This is a genomic window from Brevibacterium sp. LAARM2_SD2 (genome assembly GCF_057364785.1).
Map to the genome: position 1 here is coordinate 1 of NZ_JBNFOM010000039.1, position 19,889 is coordinate 19,889.

At 68.3% G+C, this 19,889-nt stretch carries 12 protein-coding genes, 1 rRNA gene and 3 pseudogenes; 5 read left to right on the top strand and 11 right to left on the bottom strand.

Going from position 1 to position 19,889, the window contains the following annotated elements; all coding sequences use genetic code 11:
- Nucleotides 1-120, top strand: a 5S ribosomal RNA gene (gene rrf, locus AC2W7K_RS17170).
- A 73-nt stretch (nucleotides 121-193) separates the two neighbouring features.
- Here the strand turns inward: rrf and AC2W7K_RS17175 are convergent.
- Nucleotides 194-658 (bottom strand): GNAT family N-acetyltransferase, encoded by a 465-nt coding sequence (locus AC2W7K_RS17175; RefSeq protein ID WP_198500504.1) that lies wholly within the window; start codon nucleotides 656-658, stop codon nucleotides 194-196.
- A gap of 160 nt (nucleotides 659-818) precedes the next feature.
- Between AC2W7K_RS17175 and AC2W7K_RS17180 the strand changes: the two genes are divergently transcribed.
- Nucleotides 819-1,880, top strand: a complete 1,062-nt coding sequence (locus AC2W7K_RS17180) for a DoxX family protein (RefSeq protein ID WP_232623830.1) — start codon at nucleotides 819-821, stop codon at nucleotides 1,878-1,880.
- Nucleotides 1,881-2,801: 921 nt separating this feature from the next.
- On the opposite strand, the pseudogene AC2W7K_RS17185 reads toward AC2W7K_RS17180, so the two are convergent.
- Nucleotides 2,802-3,185: pseudogene (locus AC2W7K_RS17185) on the bottom strand (DUF6882 domain-containing protein); the annotation flags it as partial.
- Between the two features lie 203 nt (nucleotides 3,186-3,388).
- Here AC2W7K_RS17185 and AC2W7K_RS17190 point away from each other — a divergent pair.
- The 3 genes from AC2W7K_RS17190 to AC2W7K_RS17200 all read left to right on the top strand — a co-directional run bounded on the left by AC2W7K_RS17190 (nucleotide 3,389) and on the right by AC2W7K_RS17200 (nucleotide 9,446).
- Nucleotides 3,389-5,122 carry an ABC transporter ATP-binding protein gene (locus AC2W7K_RS17190; RefSeq protein WP_198500506.1) on the top strand — a complete coding sequence of 578 codons (1,734 nt, stop codon included), beginning with the start codon at nucleotides 3,389-3,391 and terminating at the stop codon, nucleotides 5,120-5,122.
- Nucleotide 5,123: 1 nt separating this feature from the next.
- On the top strand, nucleotides 5,124-7,406 hold the full coding sequence (locus AC2W7K_RS17195; protein WP_232623831.1) for an ABC transporter ATP-binding protein: 2,283 nt from the start codon (nucleotides 5,124-5,126) through the stop codon (nucleotides 7,404-7,406).
- Nucleotides 7,407-7,919: 513 nt separating this feature from the next.
- A complete protein-coding gene (locus AC2W7K_RS17200) occupies nucleotides 7,920-9,446 on the top strand; it encodes a hypothetical protein (RefSeq protein WP_486006449.1) in 1,527 nt (508 codons plus the stop codon).
- A 108-nt stretch (nucleotides 9,447-9,554) separates the two neighbouring features.
- On the opposite strand, the gene purQ is transcribed toward AC2W7K_RS17200, so the two are convergent.
- The 9 genes and pseudogenes from purQ to AC2W7K_RS17245 form a co-directional block, all read right to left on the bottom strand.
- Entirely contained in the window at nucleotides 9,555-10,286 is a 732-nt protein-coding gene (purQ, locus tag AC2W7K_RS17205) for a phosphoribosylformylglycinamidine synthase subunit PurQ (protein WP_198500508.1), read from the bottom strand.
- Nucleotides 10,286-10,540: a phosphoribosylformylglycinamidine synthase subunit PurS gene (gene purS / locus AC2W7K_RS17210; protein WP_137826828.1), complete on the bottom strand. Its 255-nt coding sequence runs from the start codon at nucleotides 10,538-10,540 to the stop codon at nucleotides 10,286-10,288. The genes purQ and purS overlap by 1 nt, the downstream gene beginning before the upstream one ends.
- A 91-nt stretch (nucleotides 10,541-10,631) precedes the next feature.
- Entirely contained in the window at nucleotides 10,632-12,044 is a 1,413-nt protein-coding gene (locus AC2W7K_RS17215; protein ID WP_198500509.1) for an NAD(P)/FAD-dependent oxidoreductase, read from the bottom strand.
- Between the two features lie 132 nt (nucleotides 12,045-12,176).
- Complete coding sequence (locus AC2W7K_RS17220) at nucleotides 12,177-13,031, bottom strand: ABC transporter permease (protein WP_232623832.1); 855 nt, start codon at nucleotides 13,029-13,031, stop codon at nucleotides 12,177-12,179.
- 2 nt (nucleotides 13,032-13,033) lie between these two features.
- Nucleotides 13,034-13,939 carry an ABC transporter permease gene (locus AC2W7K_RS17225; RefSeq protein ID WP_198500511.1) on the bottom strand — a complete coding sequence of 302 codons (906 nt, stop codon included), beginning with the start codon at nucleotides 13,937-13,939 and terminating at the stop codon, nucleotides 13,034-13,036.
- Nucleotides 13,936-15,096, bottom strand: a complete 1,161-nt coding sequence (locus AC2W7K_RS17230; protein WP_198500512.1) for a polyamine ABC transporter substrate-binding protein — start codon at nucleotides 15,094-15,096, stop codon at nucleotides 13,936-13,938. The genes AC2W7K_RS17225 and AC2W7K_RS17230 overlap by 4 nt, the downstream gene beginning before the upstream one ends.
- Nucleotides 15,089-16,231, bottom strand: a complete 1,143-nt coding sequence (locus tag AC2W7K_RS17235) for an ABC transporter ATP-binding protein (protein ID WP_198500513.1) — start codon at nucleotides 16,229-16,231, stop codon at nucleotides 15,089-15,091. Before AC2W7K_RS17235 ends, AC2W7K_RS17230 begins: the two co-directional genes overlap by 8 nt.
- A gap of 50 nt (nucleotides 16,232-16,281) precedes the next feature.
- A pseudogene (locus tag AC2W7K_RS17240) lies at nucleotides 16,282-17,881 on the bottom strand (amidohydrolase).
- Between the two features lie 123 nt (nucleotides 17,882-18,004).
- Nucleotides 18,005-19,500 (bottom strand): annotated as a pseudogene (locus tag AC2W7K_RS17245) (aminobutyraldehyde dehydrogenase).
- Nucleotides 19,501-19,889: the final 389 nt, after the last annotated feature.

Consider the following 19,889-nt stretch of genomic DNA (forward strand, 5'->3'; position numbering starts at 1 on the left):
TGCGGTGGTGATAGTGGTGGGGAAACGCCCGGTTAACCGTTCCGATCCCGGTAGCTAAGCCCATGTCATGCTGATGGTACTGCAACTTGGTGGTTGTGGGAGAGTAAGTGACTGCCGCAATTCTTTTGGTGGGGGCACTCCTTATGGGGGGTGCCCCCACTTTTTGCATTCACGACTGTCTCTGCCCCTATCGTCATGTCGTCAGCGACAGTGTCATGAAGACACTGTGCGAATCCGCACGGTAGCTCCCGAAGGGCTCGGTCTCGACGAATCCGGCCTTGCGGTACAGGGCCCGGGCCGGCGCGAAGAACTCCATGCTCCCCGTCTCGAGGGACACCCGTTCGACCCCGCGTGAGCGCGCGTCACCGAGCGCATGCTCGAGCAGACGGGACGCGACCCCTTTCCCGCGATGCACCGGAGAGGTCCGCATGCTCTTGATCTCCTCATGCCCGGGCTCAAGCTCGGCGAGGGCGATCGTGCCGACGAGGAAGGGCTCATCGTGTGCCGCCCACAGTCGCACACCGGGGCTCTGCAGTCCACTCGCGTCGAGGGCATGCCGTGATTCCTCCGGCGCCGTCGGGGACATATCGGCGAGGTGCTGCTGGAGGAAATCGAGGAGGGCCGGATCGGAGAAGTCGGCCGGAGCGATCGTGATCATGGCTTCATTCAACGGTGCCGCTGTCCCGCGGTCAATCCGCGCAGAACTCCATCCAGGCCGCACCCTTCCTCTGTGCCCGGGTCAGGGTGGGGTTTTCCCGCCCTCGGTCGGTGTGGATTCCGGATGGAGCGGACCGCCTCGGCGCGCATAGCCTGAAGCCATGCGCAACGACACAGCACCCACTCAGGTCCAGCCGGATGCCGACGATGCGGCGGCACGGCCGTCACGGGCACGGTCGATCCTCCGCAGCGCACTCTGGGCAGCCCACTGGGTGCTGCGCATCTGGCTCGCCGGGTACCTGCTCATCTACGGATGGTCGAAGGTTTACCTCGTCCAGATGGGCTATGCGGACTTCTCCGATGCTCTCGTCCAATACGGTGAGATGAGCCCGATGGGCGTGCTCTGGCGATTCATGGCGTTCTCTCCCACGGTCCAGGTGCTCGCCGGCCTTGCCGAGGTGCTCGCGGCGGTCCTCCTCCTCTTCCGGCGCACCGTGTGGCTCGGCGCGCTCCTCGCCGCTGTCGACATGTCCGTCGTCTTCCTGCTCAACCTCACCTTCGACGTCCCGGTCAAGCAGCTGTCGGGCCTCATGGCCGTGGCCGGGATCGTGCTGCTGGCTCCGAACCTCATCCGCCTCGGCCGCTTCCTGCTCGGGCTGCCCACCGGCCGGCCCGTCCACGGTCGCATCTCGTCCCACCGGATCGTCGTCGCCGTCACGAAATGGACGTCACCCGCTCTCGCGCTGCTCCTCATCATCGGGTCGGGAGTGGCCTTCGGGCTCCGCGCGAACTGGGGTCAGCCCGACCCCGTGCCCGCAGTCGCCGGGGTCTACCGGGCGACGGACAGCGGCAGCCGCACCCTTGAGGGTGCCGAAATCAGCCAGGTCGCTTTCGGGCAGAATGCGTTCGACGGCCGAGCGCGTCTGAGCATCCGCTACGCCGACGGGAGCTTCCAGGACGGCAGGTACACGGTGAGCGCCGCCGACCCCGGGGCCGACGACAGCGGGCGGCTCGACGTCACCCTCTTCCCGAAGCTCGACGGTGATCAGGGACTCGTCCGCGATCCGGTGCTCGAGACCTCACTCGACTACGCGATCGACTCCTCGGGGCAGGTGCGGCTGACCGGCGACGGACTCGACGTCACCCTCGTCAGCGACCCCGAACGGCGCTACCTCTTCGACCGCGAGTTCAGCTGGGAGCCGAGCGAGCCGATCAACCGGTGATTGACCGGCTCCGCGATGCTGTGCGCGCACGACAGGAGCGACTGAGGCGCCGCACCACCCGGTGCGGCGCCTCAGTGTCGGCAGTGGACGATGCTCAGCGGCCGAAGAGCCGCGAGAACAGTCCCTTCTTCTTCCCCTTGGGCTCGTCCGTCGTGGACTCGTCAGCGGCCCGCTCAGCGGCGTGCTCGTCCCGCTGAGCGGCGGGAGTCTCGGTCGGTGCCTCTGCCTCGGTGCGATCAGCCGGCGGCGCGGTCTCGGCTGCGGGAGCTGCCGTCTCGGTGGAGGTCTCGCCGGCGGACGGCTGCCGCGGCTCCGCGGGCTCGGTGCGACGGCCGGCGGCATCCTCGCCGTCGCCCTGCGTCGTGGACTCCGACGGAGCGCCGGCCCCGTCGTCTCCGAGGTTCGCTCGTCCGCCGCGGTCCCTGCCGACGCCGCTGCCGCGGTCCCTGCCGAAGCGGCTGCCGCAGGGGAGCGGTCCGCGCCCGCGGCAGCTGCACGGTCCGGGGACTCAGCTGCAGGGGACCCAGCCGCAGGGGTGCCGGCGGCGGTCGACGGTTCCTGCGGCGCCGCCTCGGTGACGGTGATGCCGGTGATCCGGGAGAACTGGTCGGCCGCCTCGCCCTCGAGCGGGGCATGGACTTCGCAGTTGGAGATGCGGCTCTGCTCATCGAAGCTGAGATCGGCGCTGCCGTCGGCGAAGAGCATGCGGACACCGCCGTCGGGCAGCTCGGCGGTCGGAATCCCGCGCCGGTCGGCGTACGCCGCGAGCGCGGCCCGATGATCGTCGACCGTCGTCTGCGTCAGCCCCTGCATGAGCGCCCTCACGGACGCCTTGACGGTGGGTGCGGGCAGGGCGAGGGCGGGGGAGTCGACGAGCACCCACACGGTCGTGCCGGCACCGGCGGCGGCCGGATAGTGCGCCCACTTGCCCGTCGCCTCCTTCGCCGCGAGCGTGAGCCGCAGGGCGAGCTCGTCGTCGAGGTCGATCTCCGGCGTGACGAGATCGCTGATGCCCTCCGCGGCACCGAACTTCCGCACCTCGTGGGCGAGGCCGACGACCGCCTCGGGGAACCCGTTGATGTTCTCCCAGCCCCACAGCCACGTGCCCTGCGAACTCGATTCGGAGCCGACGAGGTGGGGGCGGGTGCGCAGCGGCTCCCCGCCCTCGACGTCGAAGGTCAGAGTGGGGTCTGCGGAGAAGTCCACCTCCCAGGCGGCGCCGGCGATGACGCTGCCGAAGTGCGTCTGCATCTCCGTGGAGAGGAAGACGGCGCGATTGACGAGATCCTGCAGTGTTGTGCTCATGATTTCCAGCCTACGGGGACGTGTCGAAGATGCGAGGAGGCACGCGGAACCGGCGTCCGTGTCAGTGCCGCGTGGTCCACTGGATTCGAGAACAGTACCATGGCACGCTCTTGCGAAGGAGGACGATCGATGTAGGATGGTTCGTTGCGCTCTTCCAACTCATGACGCCGTCATGTCGGCTTCTCACATCCAGGACGGACACTGTGGCACTTCTGCGCCTCACCCTGAAATACGCGAAATCCTATTGGCTCTTCATCGTCTTCGTCGTCATCCTCCAGCTGGCCTCGACGATCGCCGCTCTCTACCTGCCCAGCCTCAACGCCCGGATCATCGACGAAGGCGTCGCCGCCGGCAACACCGACTTCATCTGGTCGACGGGCATGACGATGCTCATCGTCTGCTTCGTCCAGGTCATCACCGCGGTCACCGCGATCTTCTTCGGTGCCCGCACCGCGATGGGCGTGGGCCGCGACATCCGCCGCGCGATCTACAGCCATGTCGACAGCCTCTCGACCCTCGAGGTGGGGAAGTTCGGCAGCGCGACCCTCATCACCCGCAACACCAATGACGTGCAGCAGGTGCAGATGCTCGTGCTCATGACGCTCAACTTCATGGTCTCGACACCGATCATGTGCATCGGCGGCATCATCATGGCCCTGCGCGAGGATGCGGGACTGTCCTGGCTCGTCTGGGTCTCCGTGCCGACGCTCTTCATCGTCGTCGGCATCCTCGTCGTCCTCCTCATGCCGCTCTTCCGCCGCATGCAGGATCAGGTCGACGACATCAACGGCGTCCTCCGTGAGCAGATCACCGGCATCCGCGTCATCCGCGCCTTCGTCCGCGAGCCCTTCGAAGCCGACCGGTACGCCGACGCGAACCGCGCCCTGACCGAGACCTCCGTCAAGGTCGGCAACCTCTTCGTCCTCATGTTCCCCGCGATCATGATGATCCTCCACATCGCCACCGCCGCCGTGCTCTGGTTCGGCGGCCACCGCGTCGATGCGGGTCAGATGGAGGTCGGCTCGCTCACCGCGTTCCTCCAGTACCTCCTCCAGATCCTCGTCGCCGTGATGATGGGCGTGTTCATGATGATGATGATCCCGCGCGCCGTCGTCTGCGCCGAGCGCATCTGCGAAGTCCTCGAGACCACCTCGTCGATGGTCGTCCCCGACGGCGTCGACGAACTCCCGCGCCGAGGCGAGCTGGAGTTCCGGAATGTCACCTTCGGCTATCCCGGAGCCGAGGTCCCCGTCCTCGAGGACCTCTCGTTCACGGCACGACCGGGCACGACGACGGCGATCATCGGATCGACGGGTTCCGGCAAGTCGACGATCGTGGGACTCATCCCGCGCCTCATCGACCCGCAGTCGGGTCAGGTGCTCATCGACGGAACACCGGTCAGCGCCTTCAACCGTCACCAGCTCGCCGAGGTCGTCGGCCTCGTGCCGCAGAAGCCCTACCTGTTCTCCGGCACGATCGCCTCGAACCTGCGCTTCGGCAGCGAGCACGCCGACGACGCGCAGCTGTGGGAGGCGCTGGAGACCGCGCAGGCCGCGGACTTCGTCGCCGAGAAGCCGGGCGGGCTCGACGAGAGCGTCTCCCAGGGCGGCACGAACTTCTCCGGCGGCCAGCGGCAGCGCCTCTGCATCGCCCGCGCGCTTGCCGCGAAACCGCTCGTCTACGTCTTCGACGATTCGTTCTCCGCGCTCGACGTCGCCACCGACGCCCGACTGCGCGAGGCCCTGGCCGAGACGACGGGGGAGGCGACGGTCATCGTCGTCGCCCAGCGCGTGTCGACGATCCGCGAGGCCGATCAGATCCTCGTCCTCGACGACGGGAAGATCGTCGGCCGCGGCACCCACGACGAACTGCTCGAGACGAACCCGACCTATCAGGAGATCGTCGAATCCCAGCTGACCGCGGAAGGAGTGAACTGACATGGCGAAGAAGGATCCCGTCGACACGACGACCGCAGAGACGTCCGGCACGACCGCTGCCACCGCCGAGGCCGAACTCGCCGAGGACTTCATCCCCTCCGAAGCCGACGGAGACATGTTCGGCGGCACCCCGCCGCGGAAGGCCAAGCACTTCTGGCCCTCGGTCAAGCGCCTCTTCGGACTCATGGCCGACGAGAAGGCGGGACTCGTCAAGGTCGTCCTCCTCGTCATCGGCTCGGTCGTCCTCACCGTCATCGCCCCGAAGGTGCTCGGCAAGGCGATGGACGTCGTCTACTCCGGAGTCATCGGCTCCCAGCTGCCGGCGGGCGCGAACATCGAGGACATCATCGCCGGCGCCCGTGCCGAAGGCCGCGACGACTACGCCGACATGCTCGCGACTGCCGGAGTCGTCCCCGGTCAGGGCATCGACTTCACGGCACTCGGGCAGATCATCATCGTCGTCCTCCTCATGTACCTCGTCGCCTCGATGCTCATGTGGGCGCAGGGCTACATCCTCAACGCCCTCGTCATGCGCGTCGTCTACCGCCTCCGTGAGGACATCGAGCGCAAGATCAACCGGCTCCCGCTGCGGTACTTCGACACGCGGCAGCGCGGGGATGTCATGTCGCGGGTGACGAACGACGTCGACAACATCCAGCAGGCCCTCCAGCAGGCGTTCTCCCAACTCGTCCAATCGGCGCTGACGATCGTCGGCATCGGCGTGATGATGTTCATCGTCTCGTGGCAGCTCGCGCTGCTCGCCCTCATCGCCCTGCCGCTGTCGGCGATAATCGCCGGCGTCATCGGCTCCCAGGCGCAGAAGAAGTTCAAGGCGCAGTGGAAGTACACCGGTGAGGTCAACGGCCACGTCGAGGAGTCGTTCTCGGGGCTCGACGTCGTGCGGGCCTTCGGCCGCGACAAGGTCATGCTCGACGAGTTCGACCGCCGCAACGAAGAGCTCTACGCCGCATCGTCGGGGGCCCAGTTCGTCTCCGGGATGATCATGCCCTCGATGCAGTTCGTGTCGTACCTCAGCTACGTCCTCATCGCCGTCGCCGGCGGCCTGCGGGTCGCCTCGGGGCAGATGACGCTCGGCGATGCGACCGCGTTCATCCAGTACTCGCGGGAGTTCTCGCAGCCGATCTCGGAGATGGCCGGAGTGGCGAACATGCTCCAGTCCGGTGTCGCCTCGGCCGAGCGCACGTTCGAGCTCCTCGACGCCGACGAGGAGGAGCCCGACGAGGCGACGGCCGCGCTGCCTCCGCGGACTCCCGGGCGGGTCGACTTCTCGCATGTCAGCTTCCGCTACACCGAGGACACCCCGCTCATCGAGGACGTCTCCTTCACGGCTGATCCCGGCCACACGGTCGCGATCGTCGGTCCCACGGGCGCCGGCAAGACGACGCTGGTCAACCTCGTCATGCGCTTCTACGAGCTCACCGGCGGGACGATCTACCTCGACGGGGTCGACATCCGCGATCTCACCCGTGCCGACCTCCGGTCGCACGTGGGCATGGTGCTCCAGGATGCGTGGCTGTTCGAGGGCTCGATCCGCGACAACATCCGGTACGGACGACTCGACGCCACCGACGAGGAGGTCATCGACGCCGCGAAGGCGACGATGGTCGACCGCTTCGTCCGGCAGCTGCCCGACGGCTACGACACCGTCATCGACGCCGACGGTGGCAGCGTCTCTGCCGGTGAGCGCCAGCTCATCACGATCGCCCGGGCGTTCCTCGCCGATCCCTCGCTGCTCATCCTCGACGAGGCGACCTCGTCGGTGGACACCCGCACCGAGCTGCTCGTGCAGCAGGCGATGGCGGCCCTGCGCACCGACCGGACGTCGTTCGTCATCGCGCACCGACTCTCGACGATCCGCGATGCCGACACCATCCTCGTCATGGAGAACGGTGCGATCGTCGAGCACGGCAACCACGAGGAGCTCCTCGCCGCCGAGGGCGCGTACTACCGCCTCTACATGTCGCAGTTCCGAGGTGAGGACGCCGAGGAGCACTTCACCGCTGAGGTCCTCGCCGAGGCGGAGACCGAACCCGGGCTCGCCGCCGATGCCGCGGCGCTGGCCGAGGACGCCGGCGACGCCGCAGTGGCCGAGGAGGCTTCCACGGGGTCGACGGAGCCTGCCGCTGGGGCGACGGAGCCTGCCGCTGGTCCGCGGGAATCAGGCGAGGTCAGGGACGAGTCCGGCGTGCGGAACGACGCGTCGACCGACCCGGGCGGGCGCTCGGAGGCTCAGCCGCCGCTCGGCGGGAGGGGAACGGACTGACCGAACCGAGGCAGGACAGGCCGTCCTCCGCAGAAGGCCCCCGAGGGACACTCGGGGGCCTTCGCCGTCCCCGACCAGCGGAGCGGCCGGCCTCGTCCCGTGGGTGCGCACACCCACTCTGCGGCGCGCATGTCAACAGGTTCCGGTGGTAACGATTTTCAGGCTCCGACGGCAGGGTCTGCCGAATCGTGATGTCGGCATGGCGGCCTGTGCGAAGTCCTCGGATCGGTCGACACCGCCTGCCTGACGGCCTGCGGATCGAGCGGAGAATCCGGTGCCACCTGGGCCACCGGGTTGCCGGCGTGAGAGCAGCGTCCGGCCCCGCGACAGACCCCGCCGTGCGCGCCGATCATCCGAACAGTGACGGAACGATAACAGGACGCCGTGACCTGCATCACAGAATCGTCATGAACTCAATGTTCATAAGTCCCCGGACGGGGCGCACAGACGTAGTGTCCTCGACAAGCAGCCACGAGCACCGTGGCAGCTCCAGGCCCCGCTGGAAGGACGATCATGAAACGCCTCATCCTCGCGACGACGGTGGCACTCGCCGTCGCCACCATGGGCTCCCTGCCGGCCGCCGCCTCCGTGGCAGCGGACGGAGCAGCGGGGCAGACAACCCTCATGGCCATGCCGGATCCCGACGGCACCGCCGACGGCGGAACCCCGCCCGGCGACACCACGGACACGGGCACCGACACCGGCACGGACACCGGCACGGACACCGGCGCCGATGACTCCACGTCGCAGGGAACCGACGACAGCTCCGGCGGTGACATGAGCACTGCCGACACCTCGGGCAGCGACGACTCCACCGGCAGCGATGACTCGTCCGGCGCGACGGACGAAGCCGCGACCGATGGCTCCACCGATCTCTCGACTCCCGCCGAAGCGGACGTCGAAGGCACCCCCACCGAGACCCCGACCGAATCCCCCACAGATGAGCCGATCGACGCCACCATGTACCTCGAGTCCGATGAGGTCACGGTGTCGGACCTCAGCGACCCCGACAAAGGCATTCGATTCTTCGTCGACGGTGTCCTCGCAGGAGATGACATCGGATGGGGCGACGGCGACGGCACCCATGCAACCGTGGACTCCGACGGTTCATTCACCGGTGTGTACTACACCGAGGGCGCCTACGAGCCCGGCGACACCGTCACGGTGACCGTCAGCGTTCAGCGGGGCGACCAGAACGAGACGTATTCGGCCAGCGCCACCGTCGTCGGTGACGAGACCGAGCCGCCGCCATCGGGCACGACTCTCGACATCACCCCGGGTTCGCAGCAGGTCTCCGACTTCCTCACCAGCGGTGTGACCGTGATGATGTCCGGCTGCCGGATGGATTCCGACGTCAACATCATGATCACCACCGCCTATGACCCGGATACCGTGGTCTTCGAAGCGAGCCAGGAAGCCGGTGAGGACACCGCCGCCGTGGTGACCTGGGTGCCCGAGGTCGGCGATACCGACCCGGTCGCATTCATCGGGCGATACCTCGTCACGGCCGATTGCGGTGACATGTTCCAGGAGGGCACGTTCACCGTCACCGCGGACGGCGATGAGACTCTTGAGCCCACCCTCTCGGTCTGGCCTGAGACGATCTCCGGCGCCGACTTCGTCAACCGCGACAAGGGCGTGACGATGGCGGTCGTCGATTGCCTGGTCGCCGATGAGGTCCGCTTCCAGGTCTGGAACAGCAGCGACGTCCTCCTCTACGACCGGACGGCCCCGGCCGACGGCGGAGATGTCGCCGCGGTGCAGACCTACGGTCTGGAGAACGATCCCGCGGCGTACGTCGGCAAGTACACCGTCCAAGCCACCTGCGGCGACTACGTCATGAACAGCGGGTTCACGGTCACCGGCTCCGGTGGCGGTGGCGGCGGCGGCAACGGCGGGGGCGGTTCCGGCGGCGGCAACAACGGGTCGATGCCCCGCACCGGTGCAGAACTCACCGGCCTCGGCGCCGGCGCCATCCTCATCCTCGCAGGAGCGGGAGCGGTCCTCTTCGCCCGCCGCCGCGGACAGATGAAAGGATGACAGAACTCCCGTCAGGTCGGTGATTCGTCCCGGCCGGACGGCGAAACGAGATCGGTCCCGGTCCCCGAGGTTGAGTCGGGGAACCGGGACCGATTCGCGTGTTTGGTCTCAGCGGGACGCGAGCAGAGTGCGCACGGCGGACGAGAAGAACCCCTGCCCGTCGACGCCGGTGCCCGCGGGGCCGTAGCCGGCCTCGACGGCATGCTCGGGGTGGGGCATGAGTCCGACGACGTTGCCCGCCTCGTTCGTGATGCCGGCGATGTCACGCAGCGAGCCGTTGGGGTTGAGGCCCTGGTAGCGGAAGACGACGCGACCGGTCGCCTCGAGCTCGTCGAGCACCTCGTCGGTGGCGACGTAGCCGCCCTCGCCGTTCTTCAGCGGGATCGTGATCGTCTGTCCCTGCTCGTAGTCGCCGGTCCACGCGGTGTCCGCGTTCTCGACGAGGAGATCCTGGTCGCGGCAGACGAAGTGCTGCTCCTCGTTGCGGATGAGCGCCCCGGGCAGAAGATGGGACTCGCAGAGGACCTGGAAGCCGTTGCAGATGCCGAGCACCGGCATGCCGGCGTTCGCGGCCGCGACGACGGCGTCCATGATCGGGGCGAAGCGGGCGATCGCTCCGGCCCGCAGGTAGTCCCCGTAGGAGAACCCGCCGGGCAGGATGACCGCATCGACGCCGGAGAGCGTCGAGTCGGCGTGCCAGAGATTGACCGCCGAGGCGCCCGCGAGGGTGACCGCGCGCGCCGCGTCCCGGTCGTCGAGGGTGCCGGGGAACGTGACGACGCCGATCCTCGGACCGGACGCCGAGGCGGTTGCCGAGTCGGTCGCGGCGGTGGCCGTCATCAGGCGTCCTCGGCGACGCGGACGGCGACGACGTTCTCGATGACGGGGTTCGACAGGAGAGTCTCGGCGGCTTCGCGCGCCTGGGCGAGCACCTCGTCGGTGGCTTCTCCCTCGACCTCGAGTTCGAAGCGCTTGCCCTGCCTGACCTCACCGAAACCGGGGAACCCCAGTCGAGCGAGACCACCGGAGATCGCCTTGCCCTGCGGGTCGAGGATCTCGGGCTTGGGCATCACTTCAACGACGACACGTGCCATGCGTGTTTGACTCCTTCACAACGGGGCGCGGGAGCTCCTCCCGCGCTCGGGAAGAGTCTATCAAGCGCGCAGAGGAGCCCGGCCCGGCGGCTCAGGAGTCGAAGCCCATGCCGACGGCGTCGAGGACCTTGAGCAGCGGGCCGCGCCTGCCCTGGTTCTCATCGGCCTTGATGAGAGCGTTCGTCGTCATCCTGATGCCGAGCCACGCCACCGGTTCGGGCGGGAACGGCAGCGGCCGCCTGCGCACCATCTCCAGCTGCGTCAGCTCGGTCTCCTCACCGGAGAGCAGGTCGAGCATGACGGTGCCGGCGAACCGGGAGGCGCCGACGCCGAGGCCGGTGAACCCGGCCGCCATCGCGACCTTCCGGTCGTAGGCGGTGACGAAGAACGCGAAGAACCGGGAGCACGTGTCGATGGCCCCACCCCACTTGTGGGTGAACCTCACGTCCGCGAGCTGCGGGAACGTCTCGAAGAAGTGCTGGGCGAGGGTTTCGAAGGTCTCCCGGTTCTGGTCGTACTTCCACGACACCTGCCGCCCGTAGTGGTAGACGGCGTCCCAGCCGCCGAAGAGGATGCGGTTGTCGGCCGTGAGCCGGTAGTAGTGGAAGCGGTTCGCGCAGTCGCCGATGCCCTGCCGGCCCTCCCAGCCGATCGCCGCCATCTGGTCGTCGCTGAGCGGTTCCGTCATCAGCGCATAGTCGTAGACGGGCACGGTGTGGAGGCTCGCCCGCTTGAGGAGGGAGGGGAAGACGTTCGTCGCCAGTGCCACCCGCTGCGCCGTGATCGTCGCCGTTCCGGCCGCCGTGGCGGCACCGGAGACCGGTTCGGTGGTCACCGCGACCGTCTGCTTCCGGTCGCTGACGTCGGTGACCTTCGTGCCCTCGTAGACCTCGACACCGAGGTCCCGGATGACGCGCAGCAGCTCCCAGCACAGCTTCGCCGGGTTGAGCATCGCGACCTCCCGCGAGTCCCACAGCGCGCCCTTGTACGTCGGGGACTTCACGATCGTCGCGAGCTCCTCCTGGGTGAGGAAGACGAACCCGGCATCGGGGTCGTGGGCCTCCCGCAGACCGGGGACCTGGTAGTCCTCGGTCGCGACGTCGAGTTCGCCGGTGCGTTCGAACTCGCAGTCCATGCCGTAGCGGACGACGGCGGCCTCGATCGCGTCGAGGTTCTCCCGGCCGAGGGCTGCCAGGCGCTCGTTCTCCGCCGGCAGGTGCGACTCGCCGTTGTCGTAGCCGTGGGTGAGGCTGGCTGCGCAGAACCCGCCGTTGCGGCCCGAGGCCGCCCAGCCGACGGTGTTCGCCTCGAGGAGGACGACGTGCCGGTCGGGGTCGCGCTCCTTCGCCTGGAGGGCCGTCCACAGCCCGGTGAACCCGCCGCCGACGACGACGAGATCGGCCTCGAGGTCGGCCGCCAGCGGCGGCAGCGGCTGCGGCCGGGCGTCGGTGTCGAGCCAGAACGGTACGGTGGAGGCGTCGGCCAATGCGGCTTTGACGTCCATGTCACTTCGCTTTCTGCCTTGCGGCATCGCTTCTGCCTGCCGGCGGTCGGTCCGCCGAACGGCACTGGTGGTGCTGGTACTGGTGGTGCTGGAACTCATGGTCGCTGGTGGGGATTCGCACCGCCTCGGCGCTCATCCTGCCATGGTCTTGATGATCTCCGTCGAACTGCCGCCGGACCGGCGCAGCGCGAGCGCGCAGATCGCCAGGGCGATGAGCGTGAGGACGAACATCAGCGTCGAGATCGCCGCCACCTCGGGGCGCAGGGCCACCTTGACGGCGGAGAAGATGTAGACCGGCCACGGCGTCGAGCCCGGCAGCTGCACGAAGCTCGAGAGGATCGTGTTGTCGAGGCTGAGCGTGAACGCCATGAGGGCGCCGGCGAAGATGCCGGGGGCCGCGATCGGCAGGGTGACCGAGCGGAACGTCGCCCACGAGGTCGCCCCGAGATCCGCCGAGGCCTCCTCGAGCTGCCGGTTCATCCCCGCCAACCGCGCCCGCACGATGAACGTGACGACGGCCATCGAGAACATCGCATGGGAGATGATGAGGCGGACCATGCCGGAGTTGAACGGGGTGAGGCCCCAGTCGACGCCGAGGGTGACGAACCACGGCAGGAATGCGATGCCGTCGACGATCTCCGGGGTGAAGAGCGTGATGCCGAGGACGACGGTGAGGCCGACGGCCCACCACACGCCGCTCTTCGCCCGGGCCAGGGCGACCCCGCCGAGGGTGCCGAAGAACGTCGCGACGAGCGACGAGCCGACGGCCGCCTGGAGGCTCGTGATCACCGAGTTGACGATCGTGTCGTTGCTCAGGCCCGAGGTGTAGGCGCGGAAGCCGAACTCGTCGAAGTTCGCGAGCACCGTGCCGTTGTTGAACGAGTACGCGACGATGACGATGATCGGCAGGAAGAGGTAGATGAAGACGAGGACGCCCCAGATCGTGAGCAGCCGGTCGGTGAGCGGTCGATGTGCTGTGAACGCCATGGTCATGCCTTCCCGTTGGTCAGCGGAACGCTGTTCGTGCGCGCCGCGATGAGCTGCCCGACCTTGAGGATCGCGAAGCCGACGCCGACGACGATGAGCGTGGAGATGATGAGGATGACCGCCATGGCCGCCCCGAGCGCCCAGTCCTGAGCGGCGTTGAACTGCTCGGCGATGAGCTGCCCGACCATCGATCCGCTCGCCCCGCCGAGGACCGTCGCAGTGACGTAGTCGCCGTTGAGCGGGATGAAGACGAGCAGGCAGCCGGAGATCACGCCCGGCATCGCCATCGGCAGGGTGACCCGGAGGAACGTCTTCACCTTGCCCGCGCCGAGGTCGTAGCTGGCTTCCCGCAGCTTCTGGCCCGACCGGTCGATCGCGACGAAGAGGGGCAGGATCATCAGCGGCAGGTAGTTGTAGACGACGCCGATCTGCACCGCGGCATGGGTGTAGAGGATGTCGAGCCGATCCTCGGTGAGGCCGAGGCTCATCAGTCCCTCGGAGACGAACCCGTTGGGGGAGAGGATGATCTGCCAGCCCAGGGTGCGCACGAGGAAGTTCGTCCAGAACGGGACCATGACGAGGGCGAGAGCGAGCCCGCGGTGGGCCGGGGCGATCTTCACCGCGATCCAGTAGGCGAAGGGCAGGGCGATGATGAGGCAGAGGAACGTCCCGAGCAGGGAGATCCGCAGGGTGGCGAGGAACGTCGAGATGAACGCCGGGGTGAGCGCCTCGGGGAAGCGATCGAAGCTGAGCTCATCGAGCGCGACCGCGGTGTAGATGTCGGGTTTGTACCCGAAGCTGAAGAAGATCACCATCGCCACCGGGATGACGAAGAAGAAGACGACGTAGGCCCAGGTCGGGAACGACAGGGCCGCCGCCCCGAAGATTCTGTTGCGCAGCGGGATCATGCTCCCGACCTCCTCTTGGCCTCGGTGAGTGTGTCGACGAGCAGCTGGATCTTGTCGTTGAAGACCCCGGCCTCGAGCCGGTCGAGGACCTCCTGCGGCGGGAAGATCATGTCGAGGCCTTCGACACCGGCTTCCTTCGCCTTCTCCTCGGAGCCCTGCACGCCGATCGGGTAGCCGATGTACTCGATCTGCTCGAGCGAATTGGCGGGATCGATCATGAAGTTGATGAACGCATGTGCGGCGTCGGGATGCGGTGCCCCCGTCGCGATCGCCCACGTGTCCATCCAGAGGTTCGCCGAGGGAGTCGGGAAGACGAACTTCCAGTTCTCGGGATCCTCGACCTCGCCGAAGCCCTGCCGGGCGTCGCCGTTGTAGGAGTGCATGAGCGTGAAGCTGCCCTGGATGATGCCCGTCGAGGCGCTGCCGAAGTACGCCCGCACATGCGGGGCGACCTGGTCGACGATGATCGCGCGCGCCTCGGCGATCTCCTGTTCGTTCGTCGTGTTGATGCTGTAGCCCAGGCTCGTCAGACCGATCGAGGAGACCTCGAGCGCATCGTCGAGGAGCGAGGTCTTGCCCGAGGCCTCGTTCTGAGCGGCGTCGATGAAGTCCTGCCACGACGTCATCTCCCGGGTGATGACGTCGGTGCGGTACGCGTACCCGGTCGTGCCCCACGCCTTGCAGATCGTGAACTCGTTGTTCGGGTCGACGTCCTGGTGGATGAAGTTCGGGTCCATCGTCTGGAAGTTCGGGATGAGGGAGAGGTCGAGCGGTTGGAGGAGGTCGTGGCTGGTGAACCGGGAGAGCTGCGAACCGGTGGGGACGACGACGTCGTAGCCGGAGGTCCCGCGGCTTGAGGAGAGCTTCGCGATGAGCTCCTCGTTCGACCCGTACGAGTCGACCTGGAGGAGGACGTCGAAGTCGTCGCGGAATCTCGAGAGCAGGTCGGGGGAGTCGTAGTCGCCCCACGTGTAGAGGTTGAGCTTGTCCTCGAGCTCGCCGTCGGTGGCCGGGGAGGCGGCCATGCCCGTGGAGCTGCCGCAGGCGGAGAGCGCCCCGAGGCCGATGACGCCGATGCCCGCGAGCGCTGCCCGGCGGGTGATGCGTCGGGCGGCGGCCGGTGGGGCGAGGACGGAGACGGGCTGCTGCTCACTCATCGGCGAACACCGCCACGGCATCCTCGTCCCACGACAGGGCCACCTCGTCGCCGTGGTCGAAGATCGTCGCCCCCGACGCCGGCACCCGGGCGAGGAGTTCGTCGTTCGACCCGGCCTTGACCATGTACTGGACGACATCGCCGAGGTAGGACGTCGAGATGACGGTCGCGACGGCCGTGTTCGGCCGGGTCCCCGCGCTCGGGTCGACCGCGGAGACGCGCAGCCGCTCGGGCCGGATCGCCGCGCGCACGGTCATCCCCGTCGTCAGGGGAGCCGTCGTCTCAGCGGTCGCGGTGCCCGCCGTCGCGGGCCGCTGGGCCAGCGCCGAGGTGCGCAGGACCGCGTTCTCACTGCGCAGATCCGCATGACCGGGCCCCACCTCGGCGACGGTGACGGGAACGAAGTTCTGCTTGCCGATGAACCCGGCGACGAAGCCGTTGTTCGGGGCCGCGTAGATCTCCTCCCCGGAGCCCACCTGCTGGACGACGCCGTCGTACATGACGACGATCCGGTCGCTCATCGCCAGCGCTTCCTCCTGGTCGTGGGTGACGAAGACGAAGGTCGTGCCGAGTCCCGCGTGGAGGCGCTTGAGCTCGAGCTGCATCTCCTCGCGCAGCTTCCGGTCGAGGGCGGACATCGGCTCGTCGAGGAGGAGCACCTTGGGCCGGTTGACGAGCGCCCGGGCCAGGGCGATGCGCTGCTGCTGGCCGCCGGAGAGCTGTTCGGGCTTGCGCCCGGCGAACTCCTCCATGCGCACCAGCGAGAGGACCTCGCGGACCCGGTCGGCGATCTCGGCCTTCGGGGTCTTCGACTGCTTGAGCCCGTAGGCGATGTTGTCGGCGATGTTCATGTGCGGGAAGAGCAGGTACGACTGGAACACCGTGTTGACCGGCCGCTTGTGGGGCGGACGGCCGACGAGGTCGGTGCCGCCGAGGAGGATCTGGCCAGCAGTCGGGTACTCGAAGCCGGCGATCATCCGCAGCAGCGTCGTCTTCCCGCAGCCCGAGGGCCCAAGGAGGGAGAGGAACTCGCCTTCGCGGACCGTGAGATCGAGCTTCTCGATCGCGGTCACGCCGCCGAAGTCCTTCTTCACTCCGCGGATCTCGAGATCCCCGGATCGTTCTTCTGTGGTCATGGCTGCCTTTCGCAGAGGGTTTCGCAGAGGGTTTCGCAGAGGGTGCTGGGTCACGCCCGGTGGACGATCCGGCCGCCGGAGACGGTCAGCCGGTTGGTGATGGTGTGGAGGTCGGCGGGGTCGAGGGCGAACGGGTCCGCGCTCGCGAGCGCGAGATTCGCGGGCTCGCCGAGGCGGATGCGGCCGTTGTGCTCGGCGCGCAGCAGGTGCGCGGAGCCTGCGGTGTAGGCCCGCAGGGCGGTGAGCACGTCGATGGCCTGGTCGGGTCCGAGCGGTGCGGGGTCGGCCTCCTCCGGGTGGGAGCGGTTGACGGCGACGTGGACGGCCTGCCACGGATCCGGGGTGGAGACCGGCCAGTCTGATCCCATCGCGAGGTGGGTGCCCGCCTCGGCGAAGGACCGGAACGGGTACTGCCACGCCGCCCGCTCCTCACCGAGGCACGGGATGTTGAGGTCGATCATCTGCTGATCCCGGCACGCCCACAGGGCCTGGAGGTTCGCGGTGATCCCGAGCTCGGCGAAGCGCGGCACGTCGGCGGGGTCGACGACCTGGACGTGGGCGATGTGGTGCCGGGCGTCGGGTCGGAGCCCGGCGTCCGAGTCGGCGACGGCGGCGAACGCGTCGAGGGCCGCGGTCACCGCGGCGTCGCCGATCGCATGGCAGTGGATGTCGAATCCGGCGGCGTCGAGGGCGGCGAACGCCGCGTGGAGGTGGTCACGGGTGAAGTACGACGTCCCGAAGCCGCCGCACGCGCACGTGTACTCCGCGCTCATCGCCGCGGTCCGGGATTCGACGATGCCGTCGAGCATGAACTTCACCGAATGCGTCCGGAACGCCCCGGCGGTGCGCTTGCGCTCGACGAACTTCGCGACCTGGGCGTCGACGTCGGTGACGTCGCGGGGCCACCACAGGCTGCCGACGACCTCGGCGTCGAGTTCGCCGGCGTCGACGGCGCGCACGTACGTGTCGAAGGCGTCGCGGTGCCCCGAGTAGTCGCCGATGATCGCGTCCATCCAGCCGGTGATGCCGAGCGCGAGCAGCTCCGCCTGCCCGGCGAGCAGCCCCGCGCGCATCTCGGCGTCGGAGGGGACGGGCAGGTGGGCGCCGACGATGTCCATCGCCGATTCGTGGAGGCAGCCGGTGGGTGTGCCGTCTTCGTCCTTCTCGATGACCCCGCCGGCCGGGGTCGGCGTGTCCGCGTCGAGTCCGGCGAGCGCCATCGCCGCCGAGTTCACCCACGCCGAGTGGTGGTCGGCGCTGACGAGCATGATCGGACGGAAGGGGCTGAGCTCGTCGAGGAGGTCCGCGCGGGCGCCCGCCGGGGAAGTCGGCCATCGACCAGCCGCCGCCGGTGAGCCAGCCCTCCGTCGTCTCCAGGTGTGCGGCGATCCGCGCCCGCACCGCGTCGACGCCGACGGCGTCGCTGAGATCGCACGTCAGCGATTCGAGGCCGCCGCCGGACGTGTGGACGTGGGCGTCGACGAACCCGGGGGTGAGCAGGCCTCCGGCCCCGTCGATCGTCTCCGCCGTGGGACTGTCGGCCGGTCCGGTGCCGATCTCGCTGATCGTTCCGCTGCGGATGCTCACCCGATTCCCGGGCACGATGTCGTGCCCGTCGAAGATCGTGACATCGAGGATGTCAACGTCCATGTGTCCTCCCGACTGCTCTGTCGCTGTGATCCGCGCACGCCCATGGCGGCGCGAGGTGGTGGGGTATGAGGGGGTGCTGGTGATCCGGGCGGGCAGGATCGGCTGCCGGGGCCCGGGTGTCCATCACGTCGTGAAGATCGTGTCCTGCCACGCGTGATGCGGGTCCTCATGCTGGTCGATGAAGACGTGTTTGATCTGCGTGTACTCGTCGAACGAGTACTGGCTCATGTCCTTGCCGAACCCCGAGGCCTTGTACCCGCCGTGGGGCATGTCGGAGACGATGGGGATGTGCTCGTTGATCCACACGCAGCCGGCCTCGATGTCCGCGGCCGCCCGCAGGGTGCGGTTCGTCGACCGCGTCCACGCGCTCGCCGCGAGCCCGTACGGGGTGTCGTTGGCCAGCGCGATCGCCTCGTCGTCGGTGTCGAAGGGGACCGCGACGAGCACGGGTCCGAAGATCTCGTCACGCCACACCTCGGCGTCGGTGTCGATGCCGGTGATGAGCGTCGGAGCGTAGTACGCGGTCGTCTCCGGGGTGCCCGGCAGTTCCTCGCCGAGGTGGTTCGTCGTCGGGATCTCTCCGCCGGTGCGGATCGTCGCCCCGGTGTCTCCGGCGCGGGCGACCATGGCAGCGACCCGGTCGCGGTGGGTAAGTGAGATGAGCGAGCCCATGTCCGTGGCCGGAACGGCGGGATCGCCGAGGCGGACGCCGTCCATGAGCTCGGCGACCCGGTCGGTGAACGCCTCGAAGTGCTCGGCGGCGACGATCGCCCGGGTCGCGGCGGTGCAGTCCTGCCCGGAGTTGATGAGCGAGCCGGCGACGGCGCCGCGGGCGGCGGCTTCGATGTCGGCATCGGCGAAGACGACGAGCGGGGCCTTGCCGCCGAGCTCGAGGTGGACGCGGCTGCCCTTGGCGGCGGCGAGCTCCATGATCCGCCTGCCGACCGGTGTGGACCCGGTGAAGGAGGTCATGACGACGTCGGGGTGGGTGACGAGGGTTTCGCCGGCCTCCTTGCCGTCGCCGGCGATGACGTTGATGACCCCGGGCGGGAAGCCCGCTGCGGTGGCCGCCTCGGCGAGGATGAGCGAGGTGCCCGGCGTCATCTCCGAGGTCTTGAGCACGATCGTGTTGCCCGCCGCCACGGCGGGCAGGATCTTCCATGCCGCCATCTGCAGCGGGTAGTTCCACGGGGCGATCGAGCCGATGACGCCGAGAGGTTCGCGGCGGATCATCGACGTCGACTGCTCCCAGTACGTGCCCGCTGACAGCCCGGTCAGCGCCCGGGCGGCCCCGGCGAAGAAGCGGGCGTTGTCGATCGAGCCGGGGACGTCGAATTCGGTGGCGAGTCGGATCGACTTGCCGGTCTGCTGCGATTCGAGCGCGGCGAGCTCGTCGCTGCGCTTCTCGAGTTCGTCGGCGAGGCGCAGCAGGAGGTCGCGCGCTCGCCGGGGGTCAGTGCCTTGAAGCCGGGATAGGCGGCCTTCGCCGCGGCGACGGCGTCGCGGACATCGGCGGCGTCGGCGAGTGCGTACTCGCCGGTCGCCTCACCGGTGGCGGGGTTGGTGAGGGTGAACGGAGCTCCGCGTCCCTCGTGGTGTTCGCCGTTCCAGTAGTGCATGCATATCGATTCCCGCCTTGTGCGTGTCGACCCGGTGCCGACGGAACGTGTGGCACGGATCACTGTTGCCGATCACTGTAACGGATTTCGATGGTGAGGTCTACTAGATCCGTTGTTCGAGACAAGGGGCCCGCTGTGAACAGTGACGGTCCGCGTGGAACACCTGCGAAACCAGTGGCATCGTGGGATGCGGCGCAGCTCCGGCGCCGCGCGGGCCGACGGGGCCGCTCTCAACAGACTTCAGGACGCAGAGTGTCGACAACGGCGTGGCGGTTTCTAACTTCTAGTGCAACACCCTGGCCCCAGTGGCAAGGGAACACGAGAAGGAGGAATCGCGATGGGCACGAAGCTTATCTATCGAATGCCGAGCACGGTCATCGACGAGGCAC

Coding starts and splice junctions, on each gene's coding strand:
- AC2W7K_RS17180 (WP_232623830.1), top strand. CDS start 819: ATGCGCAACGACACAGCACCCACTCAGGTCCAGCCGGATGCCGACGAT.
- AC2W7K_RS17215 (WP_198500509.1), bottom strand. CDS start 12,044: ATGGACGTCAAAGCCGCATTGGCCGACGCCTCCACCGTACCGTTCTGG.
- AC2W7K_RS17195 (WP_232623831.1), top strand. CDS start 5,124: ATGGCGAAGAAGGATCCCGTCGACACGACGACCGCAGAGACGTCCGGC.
- AC2W7K_RS17200 (WP_486006449.1), top strand. CDS start 7,920: ATGAAACGCCTCATCCTCGCGACGACGGTGGCACTCGCCGTCGCCACC.
- AC2W7K_RS17220 (WP_232623832.1), bottom strand. CDS start 13,031: ATGGCGTTCACAGCACATCGACCGCTCACCGACCGGCTGCTCACGATC.
- AC2W7K_RS17235 (WP_198500513.1), bottom strand. CDS start 16,231: ATGACCACAGAAGAACGATCCGGGGATCTCGAGATCCGCGGAGTGAAG.
- AC2W7K_RS17225 (WP_198500511.1), bottom strand. CDS start 13,939: ATGATCCCGCTGCGCAACAGAATCTTCGGGGCGGCGGCCCTGTCGTTC.
- purS (WP_137826828.1), bottom strand. CDS start 10,540: ATGGCACGTGTCGTCGTTGAAGTGATGCCCAAGCCCGAGATCCTCGAC.
- AC2W7K_RS17175 (WP_198500504.1), bottom strand. CDS start 658: ATGATCACGATCGCTCCGGCCGACTTCTCCGATCCGGCCCTCCTCGAT.
- AC2W7K_RS17230 (WP_198500512.1), bottom strand. CDS start 15,096: ATGAGTGAGCAGCAGCCCGTCTCCGTCCTCGCCCCACCGGCCGCCGCC.
- purQ (WP_198500508.1), bottom strand. CDS start 10,286: ATGACGGCCACCGCCGCGACCGACTCGGCAACCGCCTCGGCGTCCGGT.